General features: G+C 41.5%; 20 protein-coding genes. 10 read left to right on the top strand and 10 right to left on the bottom strand.

The window, feature by feature from the left end; all coding sequences use genetic code 11:
- Positions 1 to 22: 22 nt before the first annotated feature.
- Together lipA and MB380_RS15445 are read right to left on the bottom strand one after the other, a co-directional pair.
- The gene (gene lipA, locus MB380_RS15450; RefSeq protein WP_253526615.1) at positions 23 to 898 is read right to left on the bottom strand and encodes a lipoyl synthase; all 876 of its coding nucleotides are present in this window, start codon (positions 896 to 898) and stop codon (positions 23 to 25) included.
- 88 nt (positions 899 to 986) lie between these two features.
- Positions 987 to 1,793 carry a hypothetical protein gene (locus MB380_RS15445; protein ID WP_143706027.1) on the bottom strand — a complete coding sequence of 269 codons (807 nt, stop codon included), beginning with the start codon at positions 1,791 to 1,793 and terminating at the stop codon, positions 987 to 989.
- Positions 1,794 to 1,986: 193 nt separating this feature from the next.
- Between MB380_RS15445 and MB380_RS15440 the strand changes: the two genes are divergently transcribed.
- On the top strand, positions 1,987 to 2,415 hold the full coding sequence (locus MB380_RS15440; protein WP_253526613.1) for an OsmC family protein: 429 nt from the start codon (positions 1,987 to 1,989) through the stop codon (positions 2,413 to 2,415).
- A gap of 47 nt (positions 2,416 to 2,462) precedes the next feature.
- On the opposite strand, the gene ytxJ is transcribed toward MB380_RS15440, so the two are convergent.
- Positions 2,463 to 2,801, bottom strand: a complete 339-nt coding sequence (gene ytxJ, locus MB380_RS15435; RefSeq protein WP_101725670.1) for a bacillithiol system redox-active protein YtxJ — start codon at positions 2,799 to 2,801, stop codon at positions 2,463 to 2,465.
- An 81-nt stretch (positions 2,802 to 2,882) separates the two neighbouring features.
- Positions 2,883 to 3,692: a hypothetical protein gene (locus tag MB380_RS15430; RefSeq protein WP_253526611.1), complete on the bottom strand. Its 810-nt coding sequence runs from the start codon at positions 3,690 to 3,692 to the stop codon at positions 2,883 to 2,885.
- 362 nt (positions 3,693 to 4,054) lie between these two features.
- Between MB380_RS15430 and MB380_RS15425 the strand changes: the two genes are divergently transcribed.
- The 5 genes from MB380_RS15425 to MB380_RS15405 all read left to right on the top strand — a co-directional run bounded on the left by MB380_RS15425 (position 4,055) and on the right by MB380_RS15405 (position 11,858).
- Entirely contained in the window at positions 4,055 to 5,329 is a 1,275-nt protein-coding gene (locus MB380_RS15425; protein WP_253526609.1) for an aminotransferase class I/II-fold pyridoxal phosphate-dependent enzyme, read from the top strand.
- Between the two features lie 439 nt (positions 5,330 to 5,768).
- Complete coding sequence (locus tag MB380_RS15420) at positions 5,769 to 7,253, top strand: helix-turn-helix domain-containing protein (protein ID WP_101725667.1); 1,485 nt, start codon at positions 5,769 to 5,771, stop codon at positions 7,251 to 7,253.
- A 234-nt stretch (positions 7,254 to 7,487) separates the two neighbouring features.
- The gene (locus MB380_RS15415; RefSeq protein WP_253526607.1) at positions 7,488 to 10,667 is read left to right on the top strand and encodes a DEAD/DEAH box helicase; all 3,180 of its coding nucleotides are present in this window, start codon (positions 7,488 to 7,490) and stop codon (positions 10,665 to 10,667) included.
- Positions 10,668 to 10,792: 125 nt separating this feature from the next.
- Positions 10,793 to 11,158: a hypothetical protein gene (locus tag MB380_RS15410; protein WP_253526605.1), complete on the top strand. Its 366-nt coding sequence runs from the start codon at positions 10,793 to 10,795 to the stop codon at positions 11,156 to 11,158.
- A 211-nt stretch (positions 11,159 to 11,369) separates the two neighbouring features.
- Positions 11,370 to 11,858 carry an ester cyclase gene (locus MB380_RS15405; RefSeq protein WP_253526592.1) on the top strand — a complete coding sequence of 163 codons (489 nt, stop codon included), beginning with the start codon at positions 11,370 to 11,372 and terminating at the stop codon, positions 11,856 to 11,858.
- A gap of 12 nt (positions 11,859 to 11,870) precedes the next feature.
- Here the strand turns inward: MB380_RS15405 and MB380_RS15400 are convergent, their stop codons facing one another.
- Positions 11,871 to 12,236 (bottom strand): hypothetical protein, encoded by a 366-nt coding sequence (locus tag MB380_RS15400; protein WP_253526582.1) that lies wholly within the window; start codon positions 12,234 to 12,236, stop codon positions 11,871 to 11,873.
- Positions 12,237 to 12,495: 259 nt separating this feature from the next.
- Here MB380_RS15400 and MB380_RS15395 point away from each other — a divergent pair, with 259 nt between their 5' ends.
- Together MB380_RS15395 and MB380_RS15390 are read left to right on the top strand one after the other, a co-directional pair.
- Positions 12,496 to 13,173 (top strand): MotA/TolQ/ExbB proton channel family protein, encoded by a 678-nt coding sequence (locus MB380_RS15395; protein ID WP_101725663.1) that lies wholly within the window; start codon positions 12,496 to 12,498, stop codon positions 13,171 to 13,173.
- 27 nt (positions 13,174 to 13,200) lie between these two features.
- Positions 13,201 to 13,602 carry a biopolymer transporter ExbD gene (locus MB380_RS15390; RefSeq protein WP_101725662.1) on the top strand — a complete coding sequence of 134 codons (402 nt, stop codon included), beginning with the start codon at positions 13,201 to 13,203 and terminating at the stop codon, positions 13,600 to 13,602.
- A 73-nt stretch (positions 13,603 to 13,675) separates the two neighbouring features.
- On the opposite strand, the gene MB380_RS15385 is transcribed toward MB380_RS15390, so the two are convergent.
- The gene (locus MB380_RS15385; RefSeq protein ID WP_253526580.1) at positions 13,676 to 15,562 is read right to left on the bottom strand and encodes a mucoidy inhibitor MuiA family protein; all 1,887 of its coding nucleotides are present in this window, start codon (positions 15,560 to 15,562) and stop codon (positions 13,676 to 13,678) included.
- A 127-nt stretch (positions 15,563 to 15,689) separates the two neighbouring features.
- On the bottom strand, positions 15,690 to 16,820 hold the full coding sequence (gene tgt / locus MB380_RS15380; protein ID WP_253526578.1) for a tRNA guanosine(34) transglycosylase Tgt: 1,131 nt from the start codon (positions 16,818 to 16,820) through the stop codon (positions 15,690 to 15,692).
- Positions 16,821 to 16,962: 142 nt separating this feature from the next.
- Between tgt and MB380_RS15375 the strand changes: the two genes are divergently transcribed.
- Positions 16,963 to 18,441, top strand: a complete 1,479-nt coding sequence (locus tag MB380_RS15375) for a DUF1501 domain-containing protein (protein ID WP_253526576.1) — start codon at positions 16,963 to 16,965, stop codon at positions 18,439 to 18,441.
- Between the two features lie 470 nt (positions 18,442 to 18,911).
- On the opposite strand, the gene MB380_RS15370 is transcribed toward MB380_RS15375, so the two are convergent.
- Positions 18,912 to 19,286: a VOC family protein gene (locus tag MB380_RS15370; protein WP_253526574.1), complete on the bottom strand. Its 375-nt coding sequence runs from the start codon at positions 19,284 to 19,286 to the stop codon at positions 18,912 to 18,914.
- 117 nt (positions 19,287 to 19,403) lie between these two features.
- On the opposite strand from MB380_RS15370, the gene MB380_RS15365 reads away from it, so the two are divergent.
- Positions 19,404 to 21,185, top strand: a complete 1,782-nt coding sequence (locus MB380_RS15365; protein WP_253526565.1) for a DNA polymerase III subunit gamma/tau — start codon at positions 19,404 to 19,406, stop codon at positions 21,183 to 21,185.
- Between the two features lie 80 nt (positions 21,186 to 21,265).
- Here the strand turns inward: MB380_RS15365 and MB380_RS15360 are convergent, their stop codons facing one another.
- Together MB380_RS15360 and MB380_RS15355 are read right to left on the bottom strand one after the other, a co-directional pair.
- Complete coding sequence (locus MB380_RS15360; protein ID WP_253526563.1) at positions 21,266 to 22,777, bottom strand: lipopolysaccharide assembly protein LapB; 1,512 nt, start codon at positions 22,775 to 22,777, stop codon at positions 21,266 to 21,268.
- A 72-nt stretch (positions 22,778 to 22,849) separates the two neighbouring features.
- Positions 22,850 to 23,590 carry a zinc ribbon domain-containing protein gene (locus tag MB380_RS15355; protein WP_101725655.1) on the bottom strand — a complete coding sequence of 247 codons (741 nt, stop codon included), beginning with the start codon at positions 23,588 to 23,590 and terminating at the stop codon, positions 22,850 to 22,852.
- Positions 23,591 to 23,600: the final 10 nt, after the last annotated feature.

Genomic DNA, 23,600 nt, shown 5'->3' with positions numbered 1-23,600 from the left:
TGAAATATCTAATTTATCAATACTACACATGTACGTGGCGCTCGGCATGGTAACTTGAACGCACCAGCGGCCCCGATTCAACGTATTTTATACCCCGTTTCAGGCCTTCTTCTTTATACATGGCAAAGGTATCCGGGTGTATAAACTCAATTACTTCATGGTGCATCTTGGTAGGTTGCAGGTATTGGCCCAGAGTCAGAATATCCAGCCCGTTTTCTGCCAGGTCGTCCATTGCTTGAAAGACTTCGTCTCTGGTTTCGCCCAGCCCCAGCATAATGCCAGACTTGGTGCGTTTGCCATACTCTTTGGTTCTGCGTGTCTGTTCAAGGCTACGTGCATATTTGGCCTGCGGGCGTACATTACGATACAGGCGTTCAACGGTTTCCATGTTATGCGAAACAACCTCCTGCCCGGCTGATATCATCCTATACAATGCCTCCCAGTTACTTTTGGTATCAGGTATCAGCGTTTCAATGGTGGTTTGCGGTGAGGTTTCTTTCACTGCTCTTACGGTCTGATACCAGATTTCGGCACCTTTATCCTTTAACTCATCACGGTTGACCGATGTAAGCACAGCATGTTTTACCTGCATCAGCTTAATGGCTTCGGCAACGCGGCGGGGTTCGTCGGTATCGTATTCGTTAGGCCTGCCGGTGGCTACGGCACAAAACGTACAGCTACGCGTACAAACATTGCCCAGAATCATAAAAGTGGCTGTACCTTCTCCCCAGCATTCGCCCATATTGGGGCAATTGCCCGACTGGCAGATGGTGTGCAGCTTATGCTCATCAACTAAACTACGTACTTTTTTAAAATTGTCGCCTATAGGTAGCTTTACCCTCAACCAATCGGGGCGGCGTGTTCGTTGTTCGGTTAGTACAACGGGTGTATCTGTCATAATCTTTTCTGCTAATAGTTTGAGGCAACGGCCCTACAAGGTACAAAAGTATAAGTTTTCATACTTCTGTAAAACATTTTAATGCAGATTACTTGGTTTTACTCTGTTTTTTGCTGCCAAAATAAATGGTCAGGTAGCCTGCAGTATAGAAACGCGAATTGGTGGTCAATTGGTTCGACATAATTTCGGGAGTTTTACTGAAATACTCTGCCGTAAGACCAACTTCAAAGCCTGTCATGTTGTTGCCAAAAGTATTGATATCTATATTGGCAGCCAGCTTGGCATGGGCACCCGGTATAACTTTCATACTGGTAAACAAGCCCTGCCAGATACCCGCTGACCCCTGAATACGGTTAAAGTCTGTATGAATGTTGGGGTCAAACTGAACCACATCTACAGCGCCTTTGCCGTCTCGGTCATATTTAATATAATAGGGTTTTTGTAAGCCCAACGATGGGCCAACCGCTGCAATAACGCTTATGCCAATGCCGTCTTCACCGTTTTTTCTGAAGTAAACTATTTCCCGGCCATATTGCGGGCGAAGCGAGAATAAATAGTTGGTTTTGCCATAAATAATACGGTTGGCAATGATGGTGGGTTCAGACCGCTCTTTGTTGTTTTTGATATTGACCGCCTCAAAGGCAATGTACTGATGAACCGGGTTCCATTTATAAGTACCTATAGATTTAGAGTGCCGCACAACAAAGCCCCCCAGCAGGCCGGAGTTGGTGTTGGTAGTTAAACCATAAGCCAGCATTTTATAGTCTTCTTTTTTACGCTCTGTTTTTTTAGAATCAGGTTTATTTACAACAGGCGGTGGGGTAGAAGACCTTCTTTGCGCAAAACCGCCTGAAAAAACAAGCAAAAGCGCCAAACTTAGTACACCTATTTTCACGGGCGAAAAATTTATGATTCTGTTACTACCAATGACAATATCTAAATGTAGATTTTTTTCTACTGATAGCAACATTAAATTATTTTAAATTGTTTACCGAAACTGTTTTTTTGCAAAATACTTATTTTAAACGTAAATTTGGTTAGCATTATTCAAGAAAATGCCACAAATTCTAAAAATTTCTTTTTAAAAAATGCCGACTTCAAAAATTACTTACCTTGGCGAGCTTCGTACGGAAGCCGTACACCTGCAATCGGGCACACAAATAGTAACAGACGCCCCGGTTGATAATCATGGAAAAGGAGAAGCTTTTTCGCCTACCGATCTCACCGCAACCTCATTAGGCAGTTGTGCCATGACCATCATGGGCATAACGGCCCGCCGCGATGAAATTGATTTCACGGGTTCAACTATTGAAGTGACGAAAATTATGTCGGCAGATTTGCCTCGCAGAATAGTAAAAATAGAGGTGAATTTTAACATGCAAACACCTGAAGAACTAAGCGAAGAAGTAAAGCAGAAGTATATCCGTGTGGCGCATACCTGCCCTGTGGCTCTGAGCCTGCACCCTGATATTGCGCAGGTATTTAACTTTAACTGGCACGTTGCCGAAACCGTTTAAATGATATTCCCGGGGGATACGCTGTGTGTCCCCCGGGTTGTATGTATTTAAGATACCTGGTTTACAAGCTCATCAAACCGGATGTCGAAATGAGAAGCATCATAAACGCACGCTCCGTTTTTAATCAATAATACCTGTGGCGACTGATGCTCAACGGCAAAATCCTGCGCTATTTTGTTAGAGATTCCCCTGAACTGCAGCAGGTCAAGATAATAAGGTTCTATGCCCCGGGCTTTGGTAGTGTCCCAGGCGCGTTCCATTCTGCCAAGCGATGCCGCACTTATTGAACACGTAGTGCTATGTTTGAATACTAATACTGGATGCTGAAAAGATTTTTGTCTGATTTCCTCAATCTGCAATTCGTTATTGATGGTCTGCCAGTTCATGCGCGTTTACTTTGTTTATTTATGCTTAAAACCAAAAGCTAAACTTAAAAGTTTCGGCAGCAACAGAGAAAACAGCAGGCTTTAATGCCGGTTACTACGATAAAGGAGGCTGATTTGATACCGCAGATTAATGAATTTGAGCGACACCATACGTGCCATGTGAGACCGGGAAATGAATTTTATAAATTTTGAAATAAAACCCGGATAATTGGGTGTTGTGGTTTTATCGTTCTGGTTAAGGGCCACCGCCAGCGTGATTGAATAATAGGCCAGCGCATTGGTTACATCCATCAGGGCATGAATGGTCTTGTCTTGATTAATAAAATAAAACTCGCTGTAGAGAATATCTTTCACCAGAATAATGGTAACACCAGTTACCCCAACCCAGTAACTTTTTTTGTTTACAGGCCTGAAATAACCCAATACCAATAAAACAAACAATTCAAAAGCATATAAAACAGTTACAAGAAAAACGGTGTCTGGTATTACTTTCAGTAGAACGAAACCGAAAAAAAAGAAAACAAAACTGGCAGGGAAAGCCAGCTTTAAACTGTTTTTCCATTGAAGGTTGTAAACACGGGTGCCTTCTTTCTGAAAAATTATTATATAAACCAAGTGCACAATGCAGGCGAGTGAAATCTGGATTAGTTCGCCATTGCCGTGGTAGTTGAGGTAAATGGAGAGGTCGCTGAAGGCGCCTATAAAACAGGCAAAGTACATGAGTTTGTCTATACTGGCAAACGCCCATTTTCTGGCAAATCCATAGTACACTCCCAGCAGTGGCATTAACATTGTTGCCCCTATCAGCAGTGCGGTACGGCTATCATTCAGAAAGACGTAAATATTGAATATTACCAGTATCGCCAGTAATACAGTAATAACTCTCTGCATGAGTTAATTAATCGAAGTTCGGTTTGGACTTAACTAAATTGAGAACAAAGCTATTAAAAAGTTCTTGAAATTTCCCTGATTCGGGTCGGGTATCTCAATAATTTTAATTTTTTATTTTTTGAGCATTCGGGTGCTTTCAGGGGGGTAAGGCTGCCAAAAAACCCTTGAATGCTGATATTTCAGAAGATTTCGGGCATGGCAAATTACTGATAATATCCGATTTCTTACCGTTTATCTTTAAATTCTTACCATTTGTCGGTAAAGTCAGTATTTACACAAAAATGCTTCGTTCTTTGATAATTTATATCATTTATGTTTAACCCTCTTTTTTAACTATTAGCCATTCTAAAACAAAATCAATTATGAAAGAATTGCCAAAACAAATGTCGTATGTTAATGATGTATTCAGTTCAGCACGCGACCTTGGTCTTATCCAGGTAAGAGCTCAGCAGGGCGATCAGCCCGGCCGTTCTATTTCGCTGAACGGAAAATCTTACACCAGTTTCATGTCTAACAATTATCTTGCCTTTGAAAACGATGAGCGGGTAAAGGAAGCGGCCATTGAGGGCATCAGAAAGTACGGCATGCAAACTTCTATTTCCAGAATGTATATGTCTTTTGACCACTACCTGGAGCTGGAAGAAAAGCTGGAAAAGATTTTTGGCTTACCTACATTTCTTTCGTCTTGCACTACTTTAGGGCACTTCGCCTACCTGCCTGTAATCATAGGCAAAAATGATGCCGTAATTCTCGACCAGTTCGTACATGAGAGTGTTCAGTTGGCTGCCAACACTTTAAAAGCCGACGGCTACCATGTAGAAATGATCAAGCACAGCCAGATGGATATGCTTGAAAGAAGAATTAAAATGCTGAGCGAAAAGTTTGATAATGTCTGGTACCTGGCCGACAGCGTGTACTCTATGCACGGCGACCTGGCACCATTGAAAGACGTGGAAACACTTCTGAACGCGTATGATAAATTTAAGGTGTACATTGATGATGCCCACGGCATGAGCTGGATTGGTCAGAACGGCAAAGGCTATGCCCTGCATAACATACCACGGCATGAGAAAATGTATGTCATTACGTCGCTCAACAAAGGCTTTGGCGCCTTCAGCTCGGCACTGATATTCCCGAATCAGCTAACCAAACAAACCGTTTATAATTGTGGCGGTGCATTGCGTTTCTCGGCACCTACTTTGCATGCCGGTATAACGGCGGCATCGTGCATTGCAGATATTCATTTGTCTGACGAGATATACGAACGACAAATGCGCCTTAACGAACTCATTACCGTATTTAAACAAAAGGCCCAGGCCCTGAACCTGCCAATTGTTAATTATTCGCACACACCACAGTTCTTTTTAGGCCTGGGTAGTGTAGAATTACTGATACGGTTCTCGCAGTTTTTAATGAGCAAAGAATTCCTTCTTAGCCCGTCAACTGTTCCGGCGGTGCCTGTAAAACACTCAGGTTTCCGTATTTCACTGAGCCTTTACCAGACAGTGGAAGACGTTACAAACCTGCTTGACCTGCTGGCCGAGTACATTGAAGTACTAGAAAAAGAAGGGTCTTTTAATAAAGAGCAAGTATTGAAGGGCTTTAAAATGAGAGATAATCAGAATCATCTGGTGTAATGCGTCTTATTAAAATCGGCCTCTGTCATTTAATTAATGGCAGGGGCTTTTTTAATGGTGAATTAGTGAATGAGTGATTGAGTGATTTAGTGAATTAGCGGCCGCCTGTGCGGTGAATGAGTGATTGAGTGAATAAATTGTGTAACATAGTGTAATCCTAGAGTACATGGTGGCAATTACCAAGACTTAAAACCAAATTGCCACAATGTACACCAAGTACCCAAAGTTGCACAAATATTTTTAATCGTTTATTCATTACTCACTAACTCACTCATTCACTTAATCACTCATTTCTTCTTAGTAAATTAATAAAATCGTCTTTAATTTATCCAATTCTTTAGGCGCGTGATTACTTTTTTCTTATCTTTAGCATCAGAAACAATCACTTAAGACAAACTATAAGTACTTATGCCTAGTGGCCAGGTGCTTACATTAATAAATGAGCCTTAATACTGATAATATCCGACTGGTTTTCGGACTAAAGCTAAAACAACTGCGAATTGACAAAGGTATGTCGCTCACTGACCTCGCCCAGAAGTCAGGCCTGTCGATGTCCTATATCAATGAAATAGAAAAAGGAAAGAAATATCCGAAGTCTGATAAAATAGTGGCTTTGGCCGATGCCATGGGCGTTGATTACGACAGCCTGGTGTCGCTCAAACTCAACAAAAAACTTGAGCCTATTTCAGAGCTGCTCCACTCTAATTTTCTGACCGAGCTGCCCTTTGAAATTTTTGGTATTTCGCCGGCCGACCTGCTTGAACTCCTCTCAGGGGCGCCAACCAAGCTGAGCGCCTTTATCAGCACTATTATTGAAATAGGCCGCAATTATAACATGACGGTAGAGCAGTTTTATTTTGCCGTTATGCGCTCGTATCAGGAAATGCACGACAACTACTTCCCCGAACTGGAAGAGGTAATTGACCGTTTTCTGGCCGAAAACCGCATCAGCGCCGACACCCAGATTGATGAGTTTTACCTCTCTAACCTGCTAACTGATAAATACGGCATTGCTATTAAGTACTTCGACGAAGACGACTACCCCCATATCATTAACATCCGCTCGGTATTTTTGCCCAAAACCAATACCCTGCTCATCAATAAACGTATCACGTCTGACCAACGCGCCTTTACCCTGGGCCGCGAGCTGGGCTTTATTTATATGAAGCTCAAAGACCGCCCCTATACCTCGTCTTGGGTAGAGGTGAAGTCGTTTGAAGAGATTCTCAACAACTTCAAGGCCTCTTATTTTGCCGGAGCCATACTGATACGCCGTGAGAAACTGATAGAAAAACTGGAGCAGCTGTTTAACCAGCCAACCTGGAGCAACGCCGCACTGGTAGAAATGGCCGAGCAGTTTCAGGCTACACCAGAGACACTCTACCACCGCATCAGCAATGTGCTGCCCCGATACTTTGGCATTGACGAGATTTTCTTTCTGCGGTTTGAGGCCCCTACGGGCAAAAAGGAGTATCATCTTACCAAAGAAATGCACCTGGCGCGCAGGCATACCCCGCACGAGTCGCAGGAAGAGCATTACTGCCGCCGGTGGGTGTCATTGAATATTCTCGACGACGTGTCAGACCTTCAACAAAAAGGCGAGGTGAAAGAGCCACTGGTAGGGGTGCAGATATCTAACTATGTTGACTCTGGCAGTAAATATCTGGTGATGGCCATGGCGCGCCCGCTGAACATCATTAAGCATACCAACATCAGCGTGTCGGTGGGTTTTGAGATAAACGACAACCTGCGCGCCAAAATGAAGTTTCTGGACGACCCGAACATCATAACCCGCGACGTAAACCAGACCTGCGAACGCTGCAGCCTTTTCGACTGCAAAGAACGCGTAGCCGCCCCAGTGATACTACAAAAAAAACGCCAGATACAGAACATGAAAGCTGCCCTGAGGGCGATGGAGGGGTGATTATAATGTAATAAAGATTTTGGAACAGCCGCGAGATGCGGCTTTTTTTTTGGTTTGTAGGTACCGTTAAAAAAATGTTTATTGGAGTTGTATTGCTTAGTTTGTATATTTCTAAATATTTTTTTGACATTCGATTAATTCCAATTTTGTCAAGAGTATTTTAAAATCTCTAAAAATCTAGTTTATTGTACTAATTAAATTTTCAAAGATTAAAACCTAATAACCTATTGATTTATGACTCAAAGAGAAATTTATTCTAGGAAAATTTTCAATAAAGTTGACTATTTAAGTAAAATAAATAATAATCAAATTTTTGTGATTCTTGGTCAAATAACGCTTTTGGATTATAATGATCGACAAAATTTTATTGCAGATATTGAAACATTTGAGATAGAGGCAGATGAAAAGACCTTCAATAAAATTTGGTTTACAAAAATCTTCACTATACTTAATCAAACTAAAGAGTATCATTTGCTTTCATTTGCTCAATTTAGCTATCTTATCTTTTATATTGATCCATCCTTTTTTATTGAAAGAGTAGTAATAATTAAAGATAACCTTAGACAACTTTTTCCTGTAAGTAAAGAAAATTATTTTGAAAAGGAAGAAAAAGAAAGTATTGAGTTACGACCTGATAACTTACCAATATATCAGGCAGAACAAGTAGCAATTAACGGTAATTATTATTACTCAATAAAATATCCTATAAACCCATTTATATTTAATGATATTTTTGAAGATACCAAAGAACTTGAGTTTTCAAAAGATCAAACTATAGAGTGTATCGATGTTAGTTCTGATCCATACTCTATAGATTTTTTTGTAAATAAATGCTTTCAGGAAGATAATTTCAAAAAGCAAGCGGTTGTGAAGTTTTATCCAAAACAACCCCTAAATGATTCTGTTTTAAACCAACTAAAGAAACTAAATGCTTTTTTATGCGAATTCGGTGGTATACTTTTTATCCTTAAAGAGACTTCAATTAATTCAGCCTTTCAAATAAAGGATAAAACTCTAGAACTTTTATATAAATATTGGGGCAAATCTGTTTCTTTTAGAAATATTTCAGTTTACAAAAATCCAAACTTAAATAGTGAAGTATTTGATATTTCTCAAGGATTGATTGTTGATACAATTATTAATGAATATGAAAATTCAGTGTTAAGTAAGCCTACCAGAGATTTATTCTTGACTGCTCCAACAGGAGCAGGAAAATCTATGCTTTTTCAATTGCCGGCTTTTTATGTTTCCGAAAAAGGTGATGTCACTATTGTTGTATCTCCACTTATTGCATTAATGAAAGACCAAGTTAATACAATTCTAAATGACAGAAATTTTGATAAAGTAGCATATTTAAATAGCGAATTAAGTTTAATAGATAGGGAAAGAGTAATTGAAAGTTGCAAAAGCAGCGAAATAGATATTTTGTATATGTCCCCTGAATTATTATTATCTTATGACATCACGCACTTCATAGGTTATAGAAGACTTGGCTTGTTAGTAATTGATGAAGCTCATCTTATTACTACTTGGGGAAGAGATTTTCGCGTAGATTATTGGTTTCTAGGAAATCATATTAGGAAAATGCGCAAATATCATAACTTGAGTTTCCCAATGGTTGCAGTTACAGCAACTGCGATCTATGGAGGTACAAATGACATGGTATTTGATAGTATTGACAGCTTAGTTATGCTTAACCCTCATATTTTTATTGGGCAGATAAAACGAAATGATATTGAATTTATAGTAAATAATTATGAAAAATTTTCATCTAATTATGATGCACATAAAATTTCTCAAACTGTTGAATTTATTAGAAAGCTCAATGAACTTGGTTTAAAAACATTAGTTTATACCCCATATTCAAGACATATTCGGCAGATTCTCAATCAATTAAATTCCAATCAACCAGAAATTGCAATAGGTTATTATGGGTCATTGGACGCTCAGAGCAAAGAGTTTGCTTATAAACAATTCAAAAGCAGTGAAAGAAAAATTATGATTTCTACAAAAGCCTTTGGAATGGGAATAGATATATCAGATATACAAGTTGTTTATCATCATGCTCCCTCTGGTTTACTTCCTGACTATGTTCAAGAAATTGGTAGAGTTGCAAGAAATCCTAAACTAAATGGATTTGCCTCATTAAACTATTCATCTCAAGATCAAAGGTATACTAAAGCACTTCACGGTATGTCAGCAATTAAACCATACCAAATAAGAGAAGTTCTTAAGAAAATTTATAAATCCTATTTAAAGAATAACAATAATAGAAACTTATTATTATCTGTTGATGACTTCGGACACATTTTCGAAAATGCAATTGATCTAGATCAGAAAGTATTAACTGCCTTAATGATGATCGAAAAGGATTATTTAGCTAAAAATAGGTTTAATGTTATTATTGCAAGGCCTAAAAAGTTGTTTGTTAAGGTTTTTGCTAGAATATCAGATTCTCATTTAAAAATCTTAAAATTGAAATACAATAGTATATTTAGGATTCTATTGAATACTGAAAATGGTAATGCAATAATTGAAATAGATCTAGATAGACTTTGGTACGATCATTTTGTAGATAAAAGTTTTCCTATTTTAAAGAAAGAGTTCTATAAAGGGAATTTGTTCAAAGATGAGAAAATAGAATTGATACCCCAATTGAAAATTTCATTTGAAAGACTAGATAGCTTCAATTCTACATTTAGTAAACTCCAATCAATACTTGATTCAGTTCAAAGAATATTTGCAAATAGCAATGGCTTCTTTAAACAAAGTGAATTTCAGAATCAACTTAATAATTATCTTCAAGACGATAAAAAAGCAGAAAAATTGAGTAAATTTATATTGTCTTCATATTCGGGTCGTTTACTGCAACCTGGAGTAATTGAGCCTAATGCATTTTTGCAACAGCGAAAAAGTATAGATGGAGTAGAATACAGGGTGTTTAATAATCAGTATTTGGGGAATTTCATAACGCTTCTAAATCGTTTAAACGGTATATTTGGAAATAATGATAATGTTGTAGTTGAAAGATATGTAACAAATAAGGAATCTAATGCAATTACTTATGTGCGTTTAGGTTATTTTTTGGAAATACTTGAACTAGGAACATTTGAAATTAAAGGTGGTGAAAATCCAATGGTTTTTATTCGTATAAATGACCCAAGTAGAATTGAAAGAGACTCAAATCACTCTGGTTACTCAAACAGCCTATTGAACAAAACTCTTGATCGTCATAATTTAAGTAACCAAATATTCGATCATTTTTTTTTACGTAGCTTTAGCAATTCAGAACGATGGGATCTAATTGAAGATTTCTTTTTAGGAGCAGATGTTGATTTTATATTAGAAAAATACAAAGGAGGTGAACCAAATAATATTGATATAATCGAAGATTTAAAAAAAAAAACGAATTAACAAGAGGGGAACTTCAAATTAATCAACATAGCGAATCGAATGCTCACATTTTTTTTCCATCTATTAATAGAACTTATTTTTTCAATGATTTATTAACGATTGATAATGGAATTAAATTAAATACCTTGCGTGTTTCAGAGTGGCTTATAAAAGATCCGGTTTTATTTGATAGAGTACGTAAGGGCACTCCTTTAAAAGTCAATAAAGAGGTTTTTAATTTACTAATTTCGAAATTGCGAGTATATCATCAAGAATACTTTAGACATGCACTAGGTTTAAAAACAAGAATCGAGTTTAGTGGCTATGATAAACCTGTACAGGCTGCTGTTCCTTACGCTACACAACCAATCGAGTTTTATAAATGGTGGAGTTTAAATCAAGATATCGTTAATTTAACGTTAAAAGAAAAGATTGAATTATTTTATAAAGTGTTTAAGAAAAGGCCGAGTATTTTAAAGGAAGAACATAGGAGACTTATTACTAAAAATTAAAACGCACTCAATATCCATTGAGTAATATAGACATCCTAGACTAAATTTATATACTTATTGTGGCAATCATTCTTAGAATACATCGTCAATTTGGTATAAAAAAATCACATAGCTAATATAGGTATTCAATTAACAAACTTTTAATCCCAATCTATTCATACCAAACAACCCCTATCTTCCCCCAAAATGTCCAACCCAAAAAATCACCCCCATGAAAAAAATATCAATACTAGCCCTATTACTAATCTCAAACCAACTACTAGCCCAACTACCCGTAAAACCCCTAGCTCCACAAAGCGAGTTACTGAAAAGCAAGGATAAAAAGCTGGCGGCAAATAAGAAATTGGTGTATGATATGTGGCGGGAGTTTCTGGAAGGTGGGCACATGGAAGTAGCTGAAAAATATTTTGCCGAAGACTACATGCAGCACAACCCGAACGCCGCTACGGGCAGAAAGGCGGTGGTAGAGTTTTTCTCAAAATTCAAAAAGCCTGAACCCATTGCAGATGCCATTAAGGCGCAGGTGGTGTCAATCGTGGCTGAAGGAGATTTGGTGGTAATCAGTTTTGTAAGAGAGTTGCCTGACCCAACCGACAAATCCAAAAAATATACTACAACCTGGTTTGATATGTTCAGAATTGAAAACGGCAAAATAGCCGAACACTGGGATAGCGCCGAGAAATATGCGCCTGCTAAGTAAACAGAGCAAGTACTAAGTCCACTGCTGCACAACAATGCCCAATTGTTTGTCGGTAATTGCAAATTCTCTGGCTCCCCAGGGGCGCAGGGTTATCCGGCTCAGGTTAGGGTGCAACAAGTGCGGATGCGAGGCCGAAACCCGGGCATACACTTCTTCTATGTTATCGGTTACCAGTCTGAACTCCGGGTTGTGTTCACGGGCCAAAGGGGCATCCTGAAAAAGATTAATCGTTATATCTCCTTTGGCAAGCACACAAAAAGGCCTTGCGGTTTTCAGTTCATCATGCACAATGCTGAACTGCAGGCAGTCGACAAACGTAACGAGGCCGTCTTTAATATCAACATAAAAAATATTGGGTACCAGCTTGCTGAAATGCATAGTGTAGGTTTGGTTTGTTTATTGGTTTACGGGGGTATCCCGCACGATTAGGGTAATTAACAAATTTAATTTTTTTTTCCCAACCGTTCGATAAATAATTGTAAAATTATTGTTTGGTATTGGGTTATAAACCAGATATTTACAGACTGTTAATGCCAATATCGGAAGAATCTTCGGCGCAAGTTTAAAAAAAGCCTTAACTTGCATACTAAATCCAGCTTTCTTAAAGTTTATAACGAAAACCTATAATCTTTTCCCCATGCTACAAACAGTTTTGCTTCAAGTTCCAGACTCAACCTCAACTGCTGCAAGTGCCGAATCAATTAATTATTTAAGCCTCTTATTGAAAGGGGGAGTTGTTGTTTACCCGCTATTGTTTTTGCTTTTTCTGGCCATATTCTTCATTATTGAGCGTTACCTGTTTATCAGAGCTGCCTCTAATATTGATTTTGGCTTTCTACGCACCTTAAAAGATAACGTATTACGCGGCGACCTACGCACCGCTACCACCCTTTGCAAAAGTACTAATCTGCCTATTTCACGTATATTAGAAAAGGGTATTACACGTATAGGCCGCCCTGTGAAAGATATTGAGAGCGCAATGGAGATACAGGGGAATCTGGAAATATCTAAAATGGAAAAAAATATGGGCTTTCTGGGCCTTATTGCCGGTGTAGCGCCTATTCTGGGTTTTATTGGTACCATTTCGGGTATCATCCGTATATTTTATGACATTGCCGCTACCGGAAACTTCACCATCGAGATTATTGCCAACGGTTTGTACGAAAAAATGATTTCGTCTTTCACCGGGCTGGTGGTAGGGGTGATAGCCTACGCCGGGTATCATGGTATCAACATGATGATTGATAAATTCAGTATCCACCTGCAGGCAACTGTAATGGATCTGCTCGACACATTGAACGAGCCTGTGAGATAATTTTTCAGCAACCATCAGTTTACCAACATGAAATTAAAACGCCAAAGAAGATTTGAAGCCGAAGTTTCAACCGCATCGCTGAACGATATTATGTTCTTCCTGCTGTTGTTCTTCCTCATTATATCTACGCTGGGGAATCCTAACGTAATTAAACTGCTTTTGCCTAAATCGTCGAAATCTTCGCACGATGTCAGCAAGCAACCGGTTTCGCTTTCTATTACCAAAGATAAGGTGTATTATATTAACAGCACACCGGTGCCTTTTCCGCAACTGGAAGAACGCCTGATAGCCGCCACCGCCAATATGGAAGAACCAACGGTGGTTTTAAGAGCCGAAAGCTCACTTACCGTGCAAGACCTGGTAGATGCCATGTCGCTGGGTGCCAAGCTGAAAATACGCATGGTTCTGGCTACCGAACTGAATAAGTAAATAGAACTATTATAGATGCAACAGGCCACCCATCGGGTGGCCTGTTGGCGTTTAATGGGGTGGGGTTGCACCTTTACTCTGCCAAAACCATTCCTGATTTCGGCGATTTAATGGTATATTTAAAGCCCACCTTGTATTCTTTGGCAGGTGCCATTGTGAGTGTCCATTTAATTTTTCCGGTTTCTGTATTAACTTCCGCTTCGGGTGCTTCTTTGTCGTCAATGCTTACATCGCGGGTGTTTGAGACAGGAAACTGGTCTTCAATCACCAGATTTATGGTTTCGTTTTTGGTGTTGCGCGCTACAATTTCATAGGCAAACTGCTCAGTTTTATTGCTGCCGATGAACTGTTTTTTCTGATAGCTTTTTATTTGTGTGCGGCTTATGATTACATTTTTATCTCGCCCGAACGAAAGGCTCAGGGTATCTTTATTGAATAAGTTCAGGTTCGATTTCCCCACATACGTGTTTTCAATAAACAGACTGGCCTCGCCGGGTAACAGCTTGTATTTCTCCCAGTTAATAATCTGTGCGTTCAGAAACACATCAGTGTCTATTTTCGGGATGGTAAAATGCTGAAAAACCGCCGGAATACTCTCTTCCTTAATTTCCACAGTAATTACCTTGCCGTCTGATGGAACACTGTATGGCACCAGAATATCAAAAGATTGGCTGGTAGGGGCATCTCGTTCAGTAATATCCAGCGGAACGGTCTTTTTTTTGTAGTCATTATTGCCGGCAATTTCCACCCCGGCGGCCCGGCCTGCTAGAGCATAGCCTGTCACAACAACCTCGTTTAAAGCCTGAACAGACTCATCCATCATTACATCTAATCTGTTAGAAATTACAGGTCTTTCAAGCCTATAGTAGCCAATATAATCGAAAATTAATGTTACCGATTTGCCATAAAGCTGGGGCGGAATTGTTAACCTGTAATAACCGTTTGCATCAGTTGATGTACTAAGGCTGGTACCTTTCAGGCTAATTTGCACACCGGGCAAAGGTTGTTTGTCGCTTTTTCCGGTTACTTTACCGAACACCTCTGCCTGATTAGAATTGATGCCCTGATTATCAGCCTCCTCCACCTGATTATAATAGTCGCTGTAATCATTTCTTTGGCCTACTGTCCATTTTTGAAGTATGGGTGCCTGCCCACTTTTGAACGGATTAGCCGTTGAAAGGCTCAGCTTTATGTCTTTCCAGTCTTCGCCTGAAAACTGGTACACATTGGCCTTATATGCCATGCGCAGGGGTTGGCTGAGCTTCTCAATTCTGAAATCATACGTAGGTGCCCAGCCAGCATTTTTTACGAAATAATTTATTGAAACAGGGGCGTTGGTTACAGGTTCTTTTGCGCTGACGGTAACCGAAATTTCTGAAATTAGCGCGTCTTTTCTGGCATTGATTTCTGTAAGTTGCTGGTTAAGTTTTTTCGTTTCTTCTTCCAGTTTCTCTATTTTGTTCTGAAACTCCAGTTTTTTAGTCAGCACCTCCGCCATCCGTTGTCGCTGGAAGTCGATACTTTCTTTTAAGTCGGCGGTTTTCATACCTGCCTGTGTGCCACCCACCACCTGATTTTTGAGCAGTATTTCTTCTTCGCGCTGGTAAACCAGCAGGTTGTTTTTTTCAACCGTCATCTTCAATGCAATCTGTTTTTTCTGGGCATCAATTGCATTGATTTCTTCCTGCAGGGGTTTGTCAAGCATATTGCCTATTTTATGCGATACCGACAGGATAGTAAACCTGCCCTCGCTCTTCACCTGAATGCTATTGGCGTTGATTTGCGGCGATATACCTTTGAACAGCAGCTCGGTTCTGCCCACAGGCAGCGATACTTTTGCAGAACGGGTTATCTGAGCACCATTGAGAAAAACCGTCACGTTTTCAACTTTTGAAGGGATAGTGTGGGGTTGTGCCCATAGCCATTGGCCAAGCAGGCAAAGCAGGATGATTTTCTTCATAATATTTGTTTTTTTATGATGGATGCAAAACGGCATAAGATTCCATAAAAAATGAAAAGTTTTTTTTGAGAACGGGGCAAAAAAAAACAGGGCAAAGCCCTGTCGTATTTTATACAATGTGCTGGTATCATAATCGTTGCATTACCTGTTTTACCATCGCGTTTTTCCACTCCGTAAAATCTCCGGCCAGAATGTGTTCACGGGCCTGGCCAACCAGCCAGAGGTAAAAAGTAAGATTATGTACGCTGGCTATTTGCGCGGCCAGAATTTCGTCACACTTCACCAGGTGGCGTAGATATGCCTTGCTATAAAATGTGCTTACATGGCCGCCCAGATTTTCATCAATCGGGCTGTAGTCGTCTTTCCACTTTTCGTTTTTGATGTTGATGATACCCTGCGTAGTAAACAGCATGCCGTTGCGCGCATTGCGGGTGGGCATTACGCAGTCGAACATATCAATGCCCAGCGCAATGCTTTCCAGTATGTTTTCAGGCGTACCCACGCCCATCAGGTAGCGTGGTTTATCTTTAGGCAGAATGTCATTTACGTAGTCAATGGTTTCATACATTTTCTCGGCCGGTTCGCCTACGGCCAGCCCGCCTATGGCATTGCCCTCTCGGTTCTGGTTAGCAATAAATTCAGCCGATTGGATACGTAAATCTTTATACACACTGCCCTGCACAATCGGGAAAAGCGTTTGCGAGTAGCCATACAGGCCTTCGGTGGCATCAAACCTGTCGCAGCAGCGTTTCAGCCAGCGATGTGTCATTTCCATCGATTTTTTGGCATAATCATAGTCGCAAGGGTAGGGGGCGCATTCATCAAAAGCCATGATGATGTCGGCGCCTATTACCCGCTGAATATCCATTACGCTTTCAGGCGTAAATAAGTGTTTAGAGCCATCAATATGCGACTGAAACCGTACGCCCTCCTCGGTTATTTTCCGTATATCTTTTAATGAAAACACCTGATACCCGCCCGAGTCAGTCAGTATCGGGTGGTTCCAGCCGTTAAATTTATGCAGGCCTCCGGCACGTTGCAGAATATCTAAGCCCGGCCGCAGGTATAAATGGTAGGTGTTGCCCAGTATTATCTGCGCTTTTATATCGTTTTCAAGCTCTCTCTGATGCACCGCTTTCACGGTTCCGGCTGTACCCACCGGCATAAAAATCGGTGTCAGAATCTCGCCGTGGTCGGTTGTTATTTTTCCGGCTCTGGCTTTTGAGCCGCTGTCTGTCTTTTGTAATTCATATTTCATACTGCAAAAATACGAAAGATTCACATTAATCGCTTATCAAATGCCTTTATCGCGTTATTGGCATTCAGATAGAAATTAACAGGTTTTTGAAATAGAATTGCCAATTGCGAGTTATATTTGTAGAGATTCTATTCAAATCCTCATGGAAAAATTATTTAAGGAGTTTCTGCATGCCGAAAACCTTCACCAAACCCGCAGGCATTTTTTTAAAACCTGCACAACTGGTTTGGGGGCTGCTGCTTTAGGCTCAATGATGGGCGGCTGTTTTTCTGGCGGTTCGTCAGGCAATGGCATAATAACAGACCCCACTCTACCTAAAACCCCGCATTTTGCACCCAAAGCCAAACAGGTTATTTATATTCACATGGCCGGAGCGCCGTCTCAACTGGAATTGTTCGACTACAAACCTGAACTGATGAAGTACGACGGCAAGGATTGTCCGCAGGAGTTTCTGGAAGGGAAAAAATTTGCTTTCATCAGGGGTGTACCCAAAATGCTGGGTTCTATCGGAAACTTCAGCCAGCATGGGCAGTCGGGGGCATATATTTCAGACTTTATGCCGTATCTGCCGGATGTTGCCGACGAGCTGACTTTCCTGAAGGCCATGTACACCGACCAGTTTAACCATGCGCCGGCTCAATTACTGATGCACACGGGTAGCCCACGTTTGGGCAGGCCGAGCCTGGGTTCGTGGGCAATGTATGGCCTGGGTACCGAGAATCAGAATCTGCCCGGTTTTATAGTGCTGGCATCTGGCGGGCGTAGCCCCGATGCCGGGAAAAGTGTGTGGGGTAATGGATTTTTGCCCTCTATATACCAGGGTGTACAGTGCCGCACAGGCGCCGACCCGGTGTTGTATGTGTCGGATCCGCACGGCATGAGCCGCGACATACGCAAGCAAACCATTGAGGCTATCAATGAAATTAACCGCCAGCAATATGAAGAAGTACAGGACCCCGAGATATTGACCCGGATATCGCAATATGAAATGGCTTTCAGAATGCAGATGTCGGTACCGGAGGTGATGGATATCAGCAAAGAACCCGAATGGATACGCAATATGTATGGGGCAGAGGTAGGCGAAGCCTCTTTTGCCAATAACTGCCTTTTGGCCCGCAGGCTGGTTGAAAACGGTGTGCGTTTTGTGCAGCTTTTCCATTGGGGATGGGATGCGCACGGCACCGACCAGCGGTTGTCATTAGACGGAGGTTTCAAGGAATTATGCCAGATAACCGACAGAGCAGTAACGGGGTTAATAAAAGACCTGAAAATGCGTGGCCTGCTAGACGAAACCCTGATTGTATGGGGCGGAGAATTTGGCAGAACCCCTATGCAGGAAAACCGCGACGGGCAAACCCTGCCGTTTAAAGGCCGCGACCACCACCTGGATGCCTTTACTGTTTTTATGGCAGGCGGAGGTTTGAAAAAGGGGATGTCTTTAGGCGAAACCGACCCCCTTGGTTATTATGGGGTAAAAGACCGCACCCATGTGCATGATTTACAGGCTACTATACTGCATTTACTGGGCTTTGACCACGAAAAACTTACCTATACTTTTCAGGGGCGGCCGTTCAGGCTAACCGACGTGGCAGGTAAGGTAATAAAGCCCATATTGAGTTAATACAGCATTATTTTATCAGGTTTTATGGCTGCTGGCTACCGATACAAAATGGTCGGTAGTCTTTTTTTGTACAGTATTAAGAATATTTTGTACTAAATAGCCAATTAAAACCGCTAAATAAGTTTTACTTTTAAGTTAAGGCCGTTTTTTGTTGCTTCGTACAGTCAAATATTTAGTTTGTTAAGAATTAAAACAAGCTTTTGCTGTGGCCATCCCTTACGAATTTCTGAAAATGCTATACTATATATCATTACCTAATCAAAGATATTTTTTCTAGTATCAACTACAGTCAGTTGATAGCACGGCTTTTATAATTGAGTGAATGAGTATGTCCCGGCCAATATATTGCCTGACAATCGTAACCCAAAAACGCTTTTAACAGGCACCATTTAAACCAAAGTTAAAAACCGGCAGTTAAACTTATCTGACCAATAAGTGCTGCCGGTTTTTTTTGCGTATTGTTTGGTATCTCAAAACTCACACAATTCAATATAATGGCCGTCGGGGTCGGTTAAGAATAGCTGCCTGGCGCCGTCAGGGCGTAGTTTAATGGGCATATAGTCTACACCCATTGTTTGCAGGTGCTTTTCGGCTTGCTGTATGTCGGTAACCTCCAATGCGAAATGATTGCCCCTTATCCCGGTTGATGTACCGGTTTCTTCACGCCCTATGAGGTGCAGTTCGCGGTTACCACCCAGGCTGAACCATCGCACGGGGTAGTCAAAGGCAGGGGTGGGTATTTCGTGCAGGTCAAGGGCATTTGCATAAAAGTGGGCGCTGCGTTCTACGCCTGTTACCTGTAACGCAACATGGCTAAAGGTGCTGATGGTCAGCTTGTTAAGCATAGGTGTTGTTGGTTATATATAACTTTTTTTAACTCAATTGGCTTTGCAAAACTAAATAAATCATCCGAATCGCCCCGGCAGTTTAGCTGTTCATTTGTTTTTTTAGTAACTTGCGGCATGGAAAAGTTCGTAGTTTCAGCTCGTAAGTACCGCCCGATTACGTTTGATGCCGTAGTGGGGCAGTCTCATATCACCACTACTCTTCAGAATGCCATCAGAACCAATCATCTGGCGCAGGCTTTTCTGTTTTGTGGGCCGCGTGGTGTGGGCAAAACTACCTGTGCGCGTATTTTAGCTAAAACTATCAACTGTCAGAATCTACGGGAAGACATTTCGCCTTGTAACGAGTGCGAATCATGCCGCAGTTTCAACAACAACGCATCTTTCAATATACATGAATTGGATGCGGCTTCTAACAACTCGGTGGAGGACATCAGAAACCTGACCGACCAGGTGCGTTTTCCTCCGCAATCGGGTAAATACAAAGTATATATCATAGATGAGGTGCACATGCTGTCGCAGGCGGCTTTCAATGCTTTCCTGAAAACGCTGGAAGAACCCCCTGCCTATGCCATTTTTATTCTGGCAACTACCGAGAAGCATAAGATTCTGCCTACTATCCTGAGCCGCTGTCAGATTTTTGACTTCAACCGGATTCAGATAAAAGACATGGCCGACCACCTGGCCAATGTAGCCAGTAAAGAGGGTATCAATGCCGATTACCAGGCGCTTGAGTTAATTGCCCAAAAGGCCGACGGTGGTTTGCGCGATGCCCTGTCTATGTTTGACCTGAACGTAACCTTTGCCGCAGGCAATGAGCTTACCTACAGGGCTGTGCTTGACAACCTGCATATTCTGGACTATGACTATTATTTCAGAATGACAGATAGCCTGTTCAGTGGCAATATATCGGCAGCTTTACTGCTTTATAATGAGGTGTTGGAAAAAGGCTTTGACGGCCACCAGTTTGTGGTGGGTCTTAATGAGCATTTCAGAAACCTGATGGTAAGTAAAGATGCCCAGACTGTGAAACTGTTGCAGGTAGCAGAGTCTACCCAGAGAAGATATCAGGAACAGGCCGAAAAATTACCGATGGGCTACATCATGTCGAGCCTGAGTGTGGGTAGTCATCTGGATATTAACTATAAATCGGCCAAAAATCAACGCCTGCATGTTGAGATAGGGCTAATGAAGCTCTCACAGATACAACAGGTGTTGAACCTGAGTGACCTGCCCACCGGCACGGCAGACGAAAAAAAAAAGCCTAGCGTAAGCGAACCCGCAGCAACCCAGCCCGCGGTGCCTGCTGCTGCTCCACCCGTAGCGACTGAACCTGCTAAAACTGCTGCTCCACAGCCGGTTTATACCGCACCTGCTGTACCCGAAGCCAAGCCCGTTGTAAGGCAACAGGGACAAACAGTGCCGGCCAGACCTGCATTTGTGCCGTCTTCGTTAAAATCAACCAATATTGATATTTCTTTGCCATCTTCTGCTGACAAGGGCAACCAGGCGAATGAACCCGCGTTAAACCCTGTGAGGCACAACAAGGAGTTTACGGCAGAACAATTACGGCAGGAATTACACAGATTTGCAGATTCGCAGGATAAATCAACGCTTGAAGTTATGCTGAAACGTGATTTTGACTTACAGGGAACCATGTTAAAGCTAAGGCTGGATAACCAGGTGCAGATGGATCTGCTGACAGGTATAAAGCAGGATTTGGCTGAATACTTAAGAAAACAACTGCAAAATTATACGATTCAAATTTATGCTGAGATTGTGGAGTCTCAGATTGAAAGGCGCCCCTACACGGCTCAGGAAAAATTTGAATTTCTGGCCAATAAAAACCCGGCTCTTTGGGAGTTAAAGGATAAACTGGGCATGGAGCTGGTTTTTTGATGTGAGGATAGAAATGAATCTGGTAAACCCGCAAGCATTGAGGCTCTGAGAGATGATTTCAAACAGCTGTTTTAATACCGCTAAACGCCCAAAGCCGTAAGCGCAGCGCGGGCTTTATTGTCTATTGAGGTTTTGTATTCGTGGCGTTTGTAAGCCAGCGCTTTTTCAAAATATGCTTTAGCCTTTTGTGGCTGATTTCTCTCCTGAAAAATATAGCCTGCCTGCAAGGCAGCACTCGCCCCGAAATGCCATTGCGAATCTTTGTTCTGGTCGGTTAGTTTTATGGCCCTCTCATAATAAGCCAGCGCCTTGTCGGGTTGGGCAGTTTTATGAAAAATACGAGCTATTCTATAGTTGAAGTCGGCCTTGTCTTTAGCCGAACCAAAGCTGGTTTCAGAAAGATTGGCGGCTTCGTGCAGCGCTTCGTCATAATATCCGGCATCAAAAGCCAGTCTGATTCTCATCAGCCGTTTATCCGGAAAAGTTTGCGTTTTGTTATAGCTTTCGTAGAATTTCTGTGCGGCCTTGTCAGACTCCGCCACCGTATTGCCAACATCCGGAATACGCCTCAGATACGCCAGGCTCTTTTTTTCATCGCCAGCCAGCCAGTTGCTCAAAAATAATTTATAATAGGTGTCTTTTAAAAAAGTTTTCCCTTTAAAATTACGGATATAGGCCAGATACGCCGCGTTGGCCTGTGCATAATTTCCTTTAAATAGGTTTATTTCGGCCTTGTATAGCTCGGCAATCGGGAAGTATAAATAAGAAGCATTGTACGGATTCAGCCTGAGTATTTCGGCGGCCTGGTCGGTTTCCCCTGTTTTTAATGATATGGCTGTGGCCAGATAACAAAGGTTGAGGTTGTCTTTATGCCGGTTAACTGCCTGTAATAATTCTTCTTTGGCCTCGTCGGTATAAGGTAGTATGTACGCCTGGATAAAGAAGCGGCAGAAATCGGCCTCGCCGCCCCATATTTTGTCTTTAGATGCGGCCTCCAGTTCTTTTATACCTTGTTGAATGTTGCCTTTCAAACCCAGAAAATTGGTAACCCATTGCTGGTTTTCAGGTATTGAACCCACTAACACGTGCAAACAGCCAATAGACTTCAGATTCGGCAGAAACTCCGGAAACAGTTTTCTGTTTTCTTCCAGCAGCTTATTGGCCTGAATGATATTCCAGGCCGCTTTTATTTCATGCCCGAACCTGATTTTAAGCAATGCCCAATGGATTTTGAGCTCTGCCCTCAGAAAGCGGTTATAGGGCGACCGCCTGTCGGTTTGCTCAATCAGCGCAAGTCTTTGTTCTTCTTTGCCGGTTAATTTTTCAAAAGCAGCCGCATCCTCCGAATTAAGCAATTCTACCATATCGGCGTAGTTTTCTACATAAACCCTGAAAGGGTTAGCCGGGCTTTCAGTAGCAAGCAGATTTCTTCCGCTTTGCAATCGCAGTTTAAAAATTTCGGCGTAAGCTTTTTGAAGATTGGGGGTGAAGTCAGCCGTGGTGGCGTAGGCAGGGATAGCAAACACCAAAAGCCACAACAGGCCTGAAAAGAACCTGTTGATAGTTGCAAAGTGTTGGTGTCTGATGTGCATGGCTATTCTGAAAACAAAAAAGCCAAATCTTCCAGAAAATGAAAATTTGGCTTTCTCTTAATGAAAATGATATTATTTTCTGCTGATTTCAATGGCGTCAACGTCAGCCAGAATACGGCCGCAGTGTTCGCAAACGATAATCTTCTTTTTGTCTTTGATATCTGCCTGGCGTTGCGGAGGCACAATGTTGAAACAACCACCACATGCACCACGACGCACCATTACAACGGCTAAGCCATTGAGAGCATTAGAACGGATACGGTTATAGGCGTTCACTAAACGTTCTTCTACGTCAAGTGCGGCTTTGTCGCGTTGGCCAACCAGCGCTTTTTCTTCTTCCTGGCTTTCGGCAACCAAAACATCCAGCTCTTTGCGTTTTACCTCAAGGTCTTTTTTACGGCCATTCATGGCTGCTTCTACATCAGCAATCTCAAGGCTTTTATTTCTGATTTTGAAGTCAGCTTCTTTGATGCGTTTGTCGGCCAGCTGAATTTCAAGTTCCTGTAACTCTAATTCTTTAGATATGGCATCATATTCGCGGTTATTGCGAACATTCATTTGTTGGTCTTTATACTTCTGAATCAGCTTCTCGGCATCTTTTTTATTCAGACGATACCCGTTGATTTCGGCTTCTAAAGCATCTACTTCTTTTTTAAACTTAGAAATACGTGTTTCAAAACCAATCACCTCATCTTCCAGATCGCGTACTTCGTCTGGTAAATCACCACGTAGCTTTTTTATTTCGTCCAGCTCTGAATCAATAGATTGAAGATTTAGAAGAGCATCTAATTTTTGTGCAACTGTTAATTCCATAATATATGAA

Origin of the sequence: Emticicia sp. 21SJ11W-3, assembly GCF_024138715.1 — a bacterium.
Taxonomy (GTDB): domain Bacteria; phylum Bacteroidota; class Bacteroidia; order Cytophagales; family Spirosomataceae; genus Emticicia; species Emticicia fluvialis.
This window is presented reverse-complemented; position numbering and strand designations above follow the sequence as displayed.

Excerpts from the sequence above, each read along its gene's own strand:
- MB380_RS15420 (WP_101725667.1), top strand. The coding sequence starts at position 5,769 with ATGAGCCTTAATACTGATAATATCCGACTGGTTTTCGGACTAAAGCTA.
- MB380_RS15360 (WP_253526563.1), bottom strand. The coding sequence starts at position 22,777 with ATGCACATCAGACACCAACACTTTGCAACTATCAACAGGTTCTTTTCA.
- ytxJ (WP_101725670.1), bottom strand. The coding sequence starts at position 2,801 with ATGAACTGGCAGACCATCAATAACGAATTGCAGATTGAGGAAATCAGA.
- MB380_RS15385 (WP_253526580.1), bottom strand. The coding sequence starts at position 15,562 with ATGAAGAAAATCATCCTGCTTTGCCTGCTTGGCCAATGGCTATGGGCA.
- MB380_RS15370 (WP_253526574.1), bottom strand. The coding sequence starts at position 19,286 with ATGCTTAACAAGCTGACCATCAGCACCTTTAGCCATGTTGCGTTACAG.
- MB380_RS15365 (WP_253526565.1), top strand. The coding sequence starts at position 19,404 with ATGGAAAAGTTCGTAGTTTCAGCTCGTAAGTACCGCCCGATTACGTTT.
- MB380_RS15430 (WP_253526611.1), bottom strand. The coding sequence starts at position 3,692 with ATGCAGAGAGTTATTACTGTATTACTGGCGATACTGGTAATATTCAAT.
- MB380_RS15395 (WP_101725663.1), top strand. The coding sequence starts at position 12,496 with ATGCTACAAACAGTTTTGCTTCAAGTTCCAGACTCAACCTCAACTGCT.
- MB380_RS15440 (WP_253526613.1), top strand. The coding sequence starts at position 1,987 with ATGCCGACTTCAAAAATTACTTACCTTGGCGAGCTTCGTACGGAAGCC.
- MB380_RS15415 (WP_253526607.1), top strand. The coding sequence starts at position 7,488 with ATGACTCAAAGAGAAATTTATTCTAGGAAAATTTTCAATAAAGTTGAC.
- MB380_RS15390 (WP_101725662.1), top strand. The coding sequence starts at position 13,201 with ATGAAATTAAAACGCCAAAGAAGATTTGAAGCCGAAGTTTCAACCGCA.
- MB380_RS15405 (WP_253526592.1), top strand. The coding sequence starts at position 11,370 with ATGAAAAAAATATCAATACTAGCCCTATTACTAATCTCAAACCAACTA.
- tgt (WP_253526578.1), bottom strand. The coding sequence starts at position 16,820 with ATGAAATATGAATTACAAAAGACAGACAGCGGCTCAAAAGCCAGAGCC.
- lipA (WP_253526615.1), bottom strand. The coding sequence starts at position 898 with ATGACAGATACACCCGTTGTACTAACCGAACAACGAACACGCCGCCCC.
- MB380_RS15355 (WP_101725655.1), bottom strand. The coding sequence starts at position 23,590 with ATGGAATTAACAGTTGCACAAAAATTAGATGCTCTTCTAAATCTTCAA.
- MB380_RS15375 (WP_253526576.1), top strand. The coding sequence starts at position 16,963 with ATGGAAAAATTATTTAAGGAGTTTCTGCATGCCGAAAACCTTCACCAA.
- MB380_RS15425 (WP_253526609.1), top strand. The coding sequence starts at position 4,055 with ATGAAAGAATTGCCAAAACAAATGTCGTATGTTAATGATGTATTCAGT.
- MB380_RS15400 (WP_253526582.1), bottom strand. The coding sequence starts at position 12,236 with ATGCATTTCAGCAAGCTGGTACCCAATATTTTTTATGTTGATATTAAA.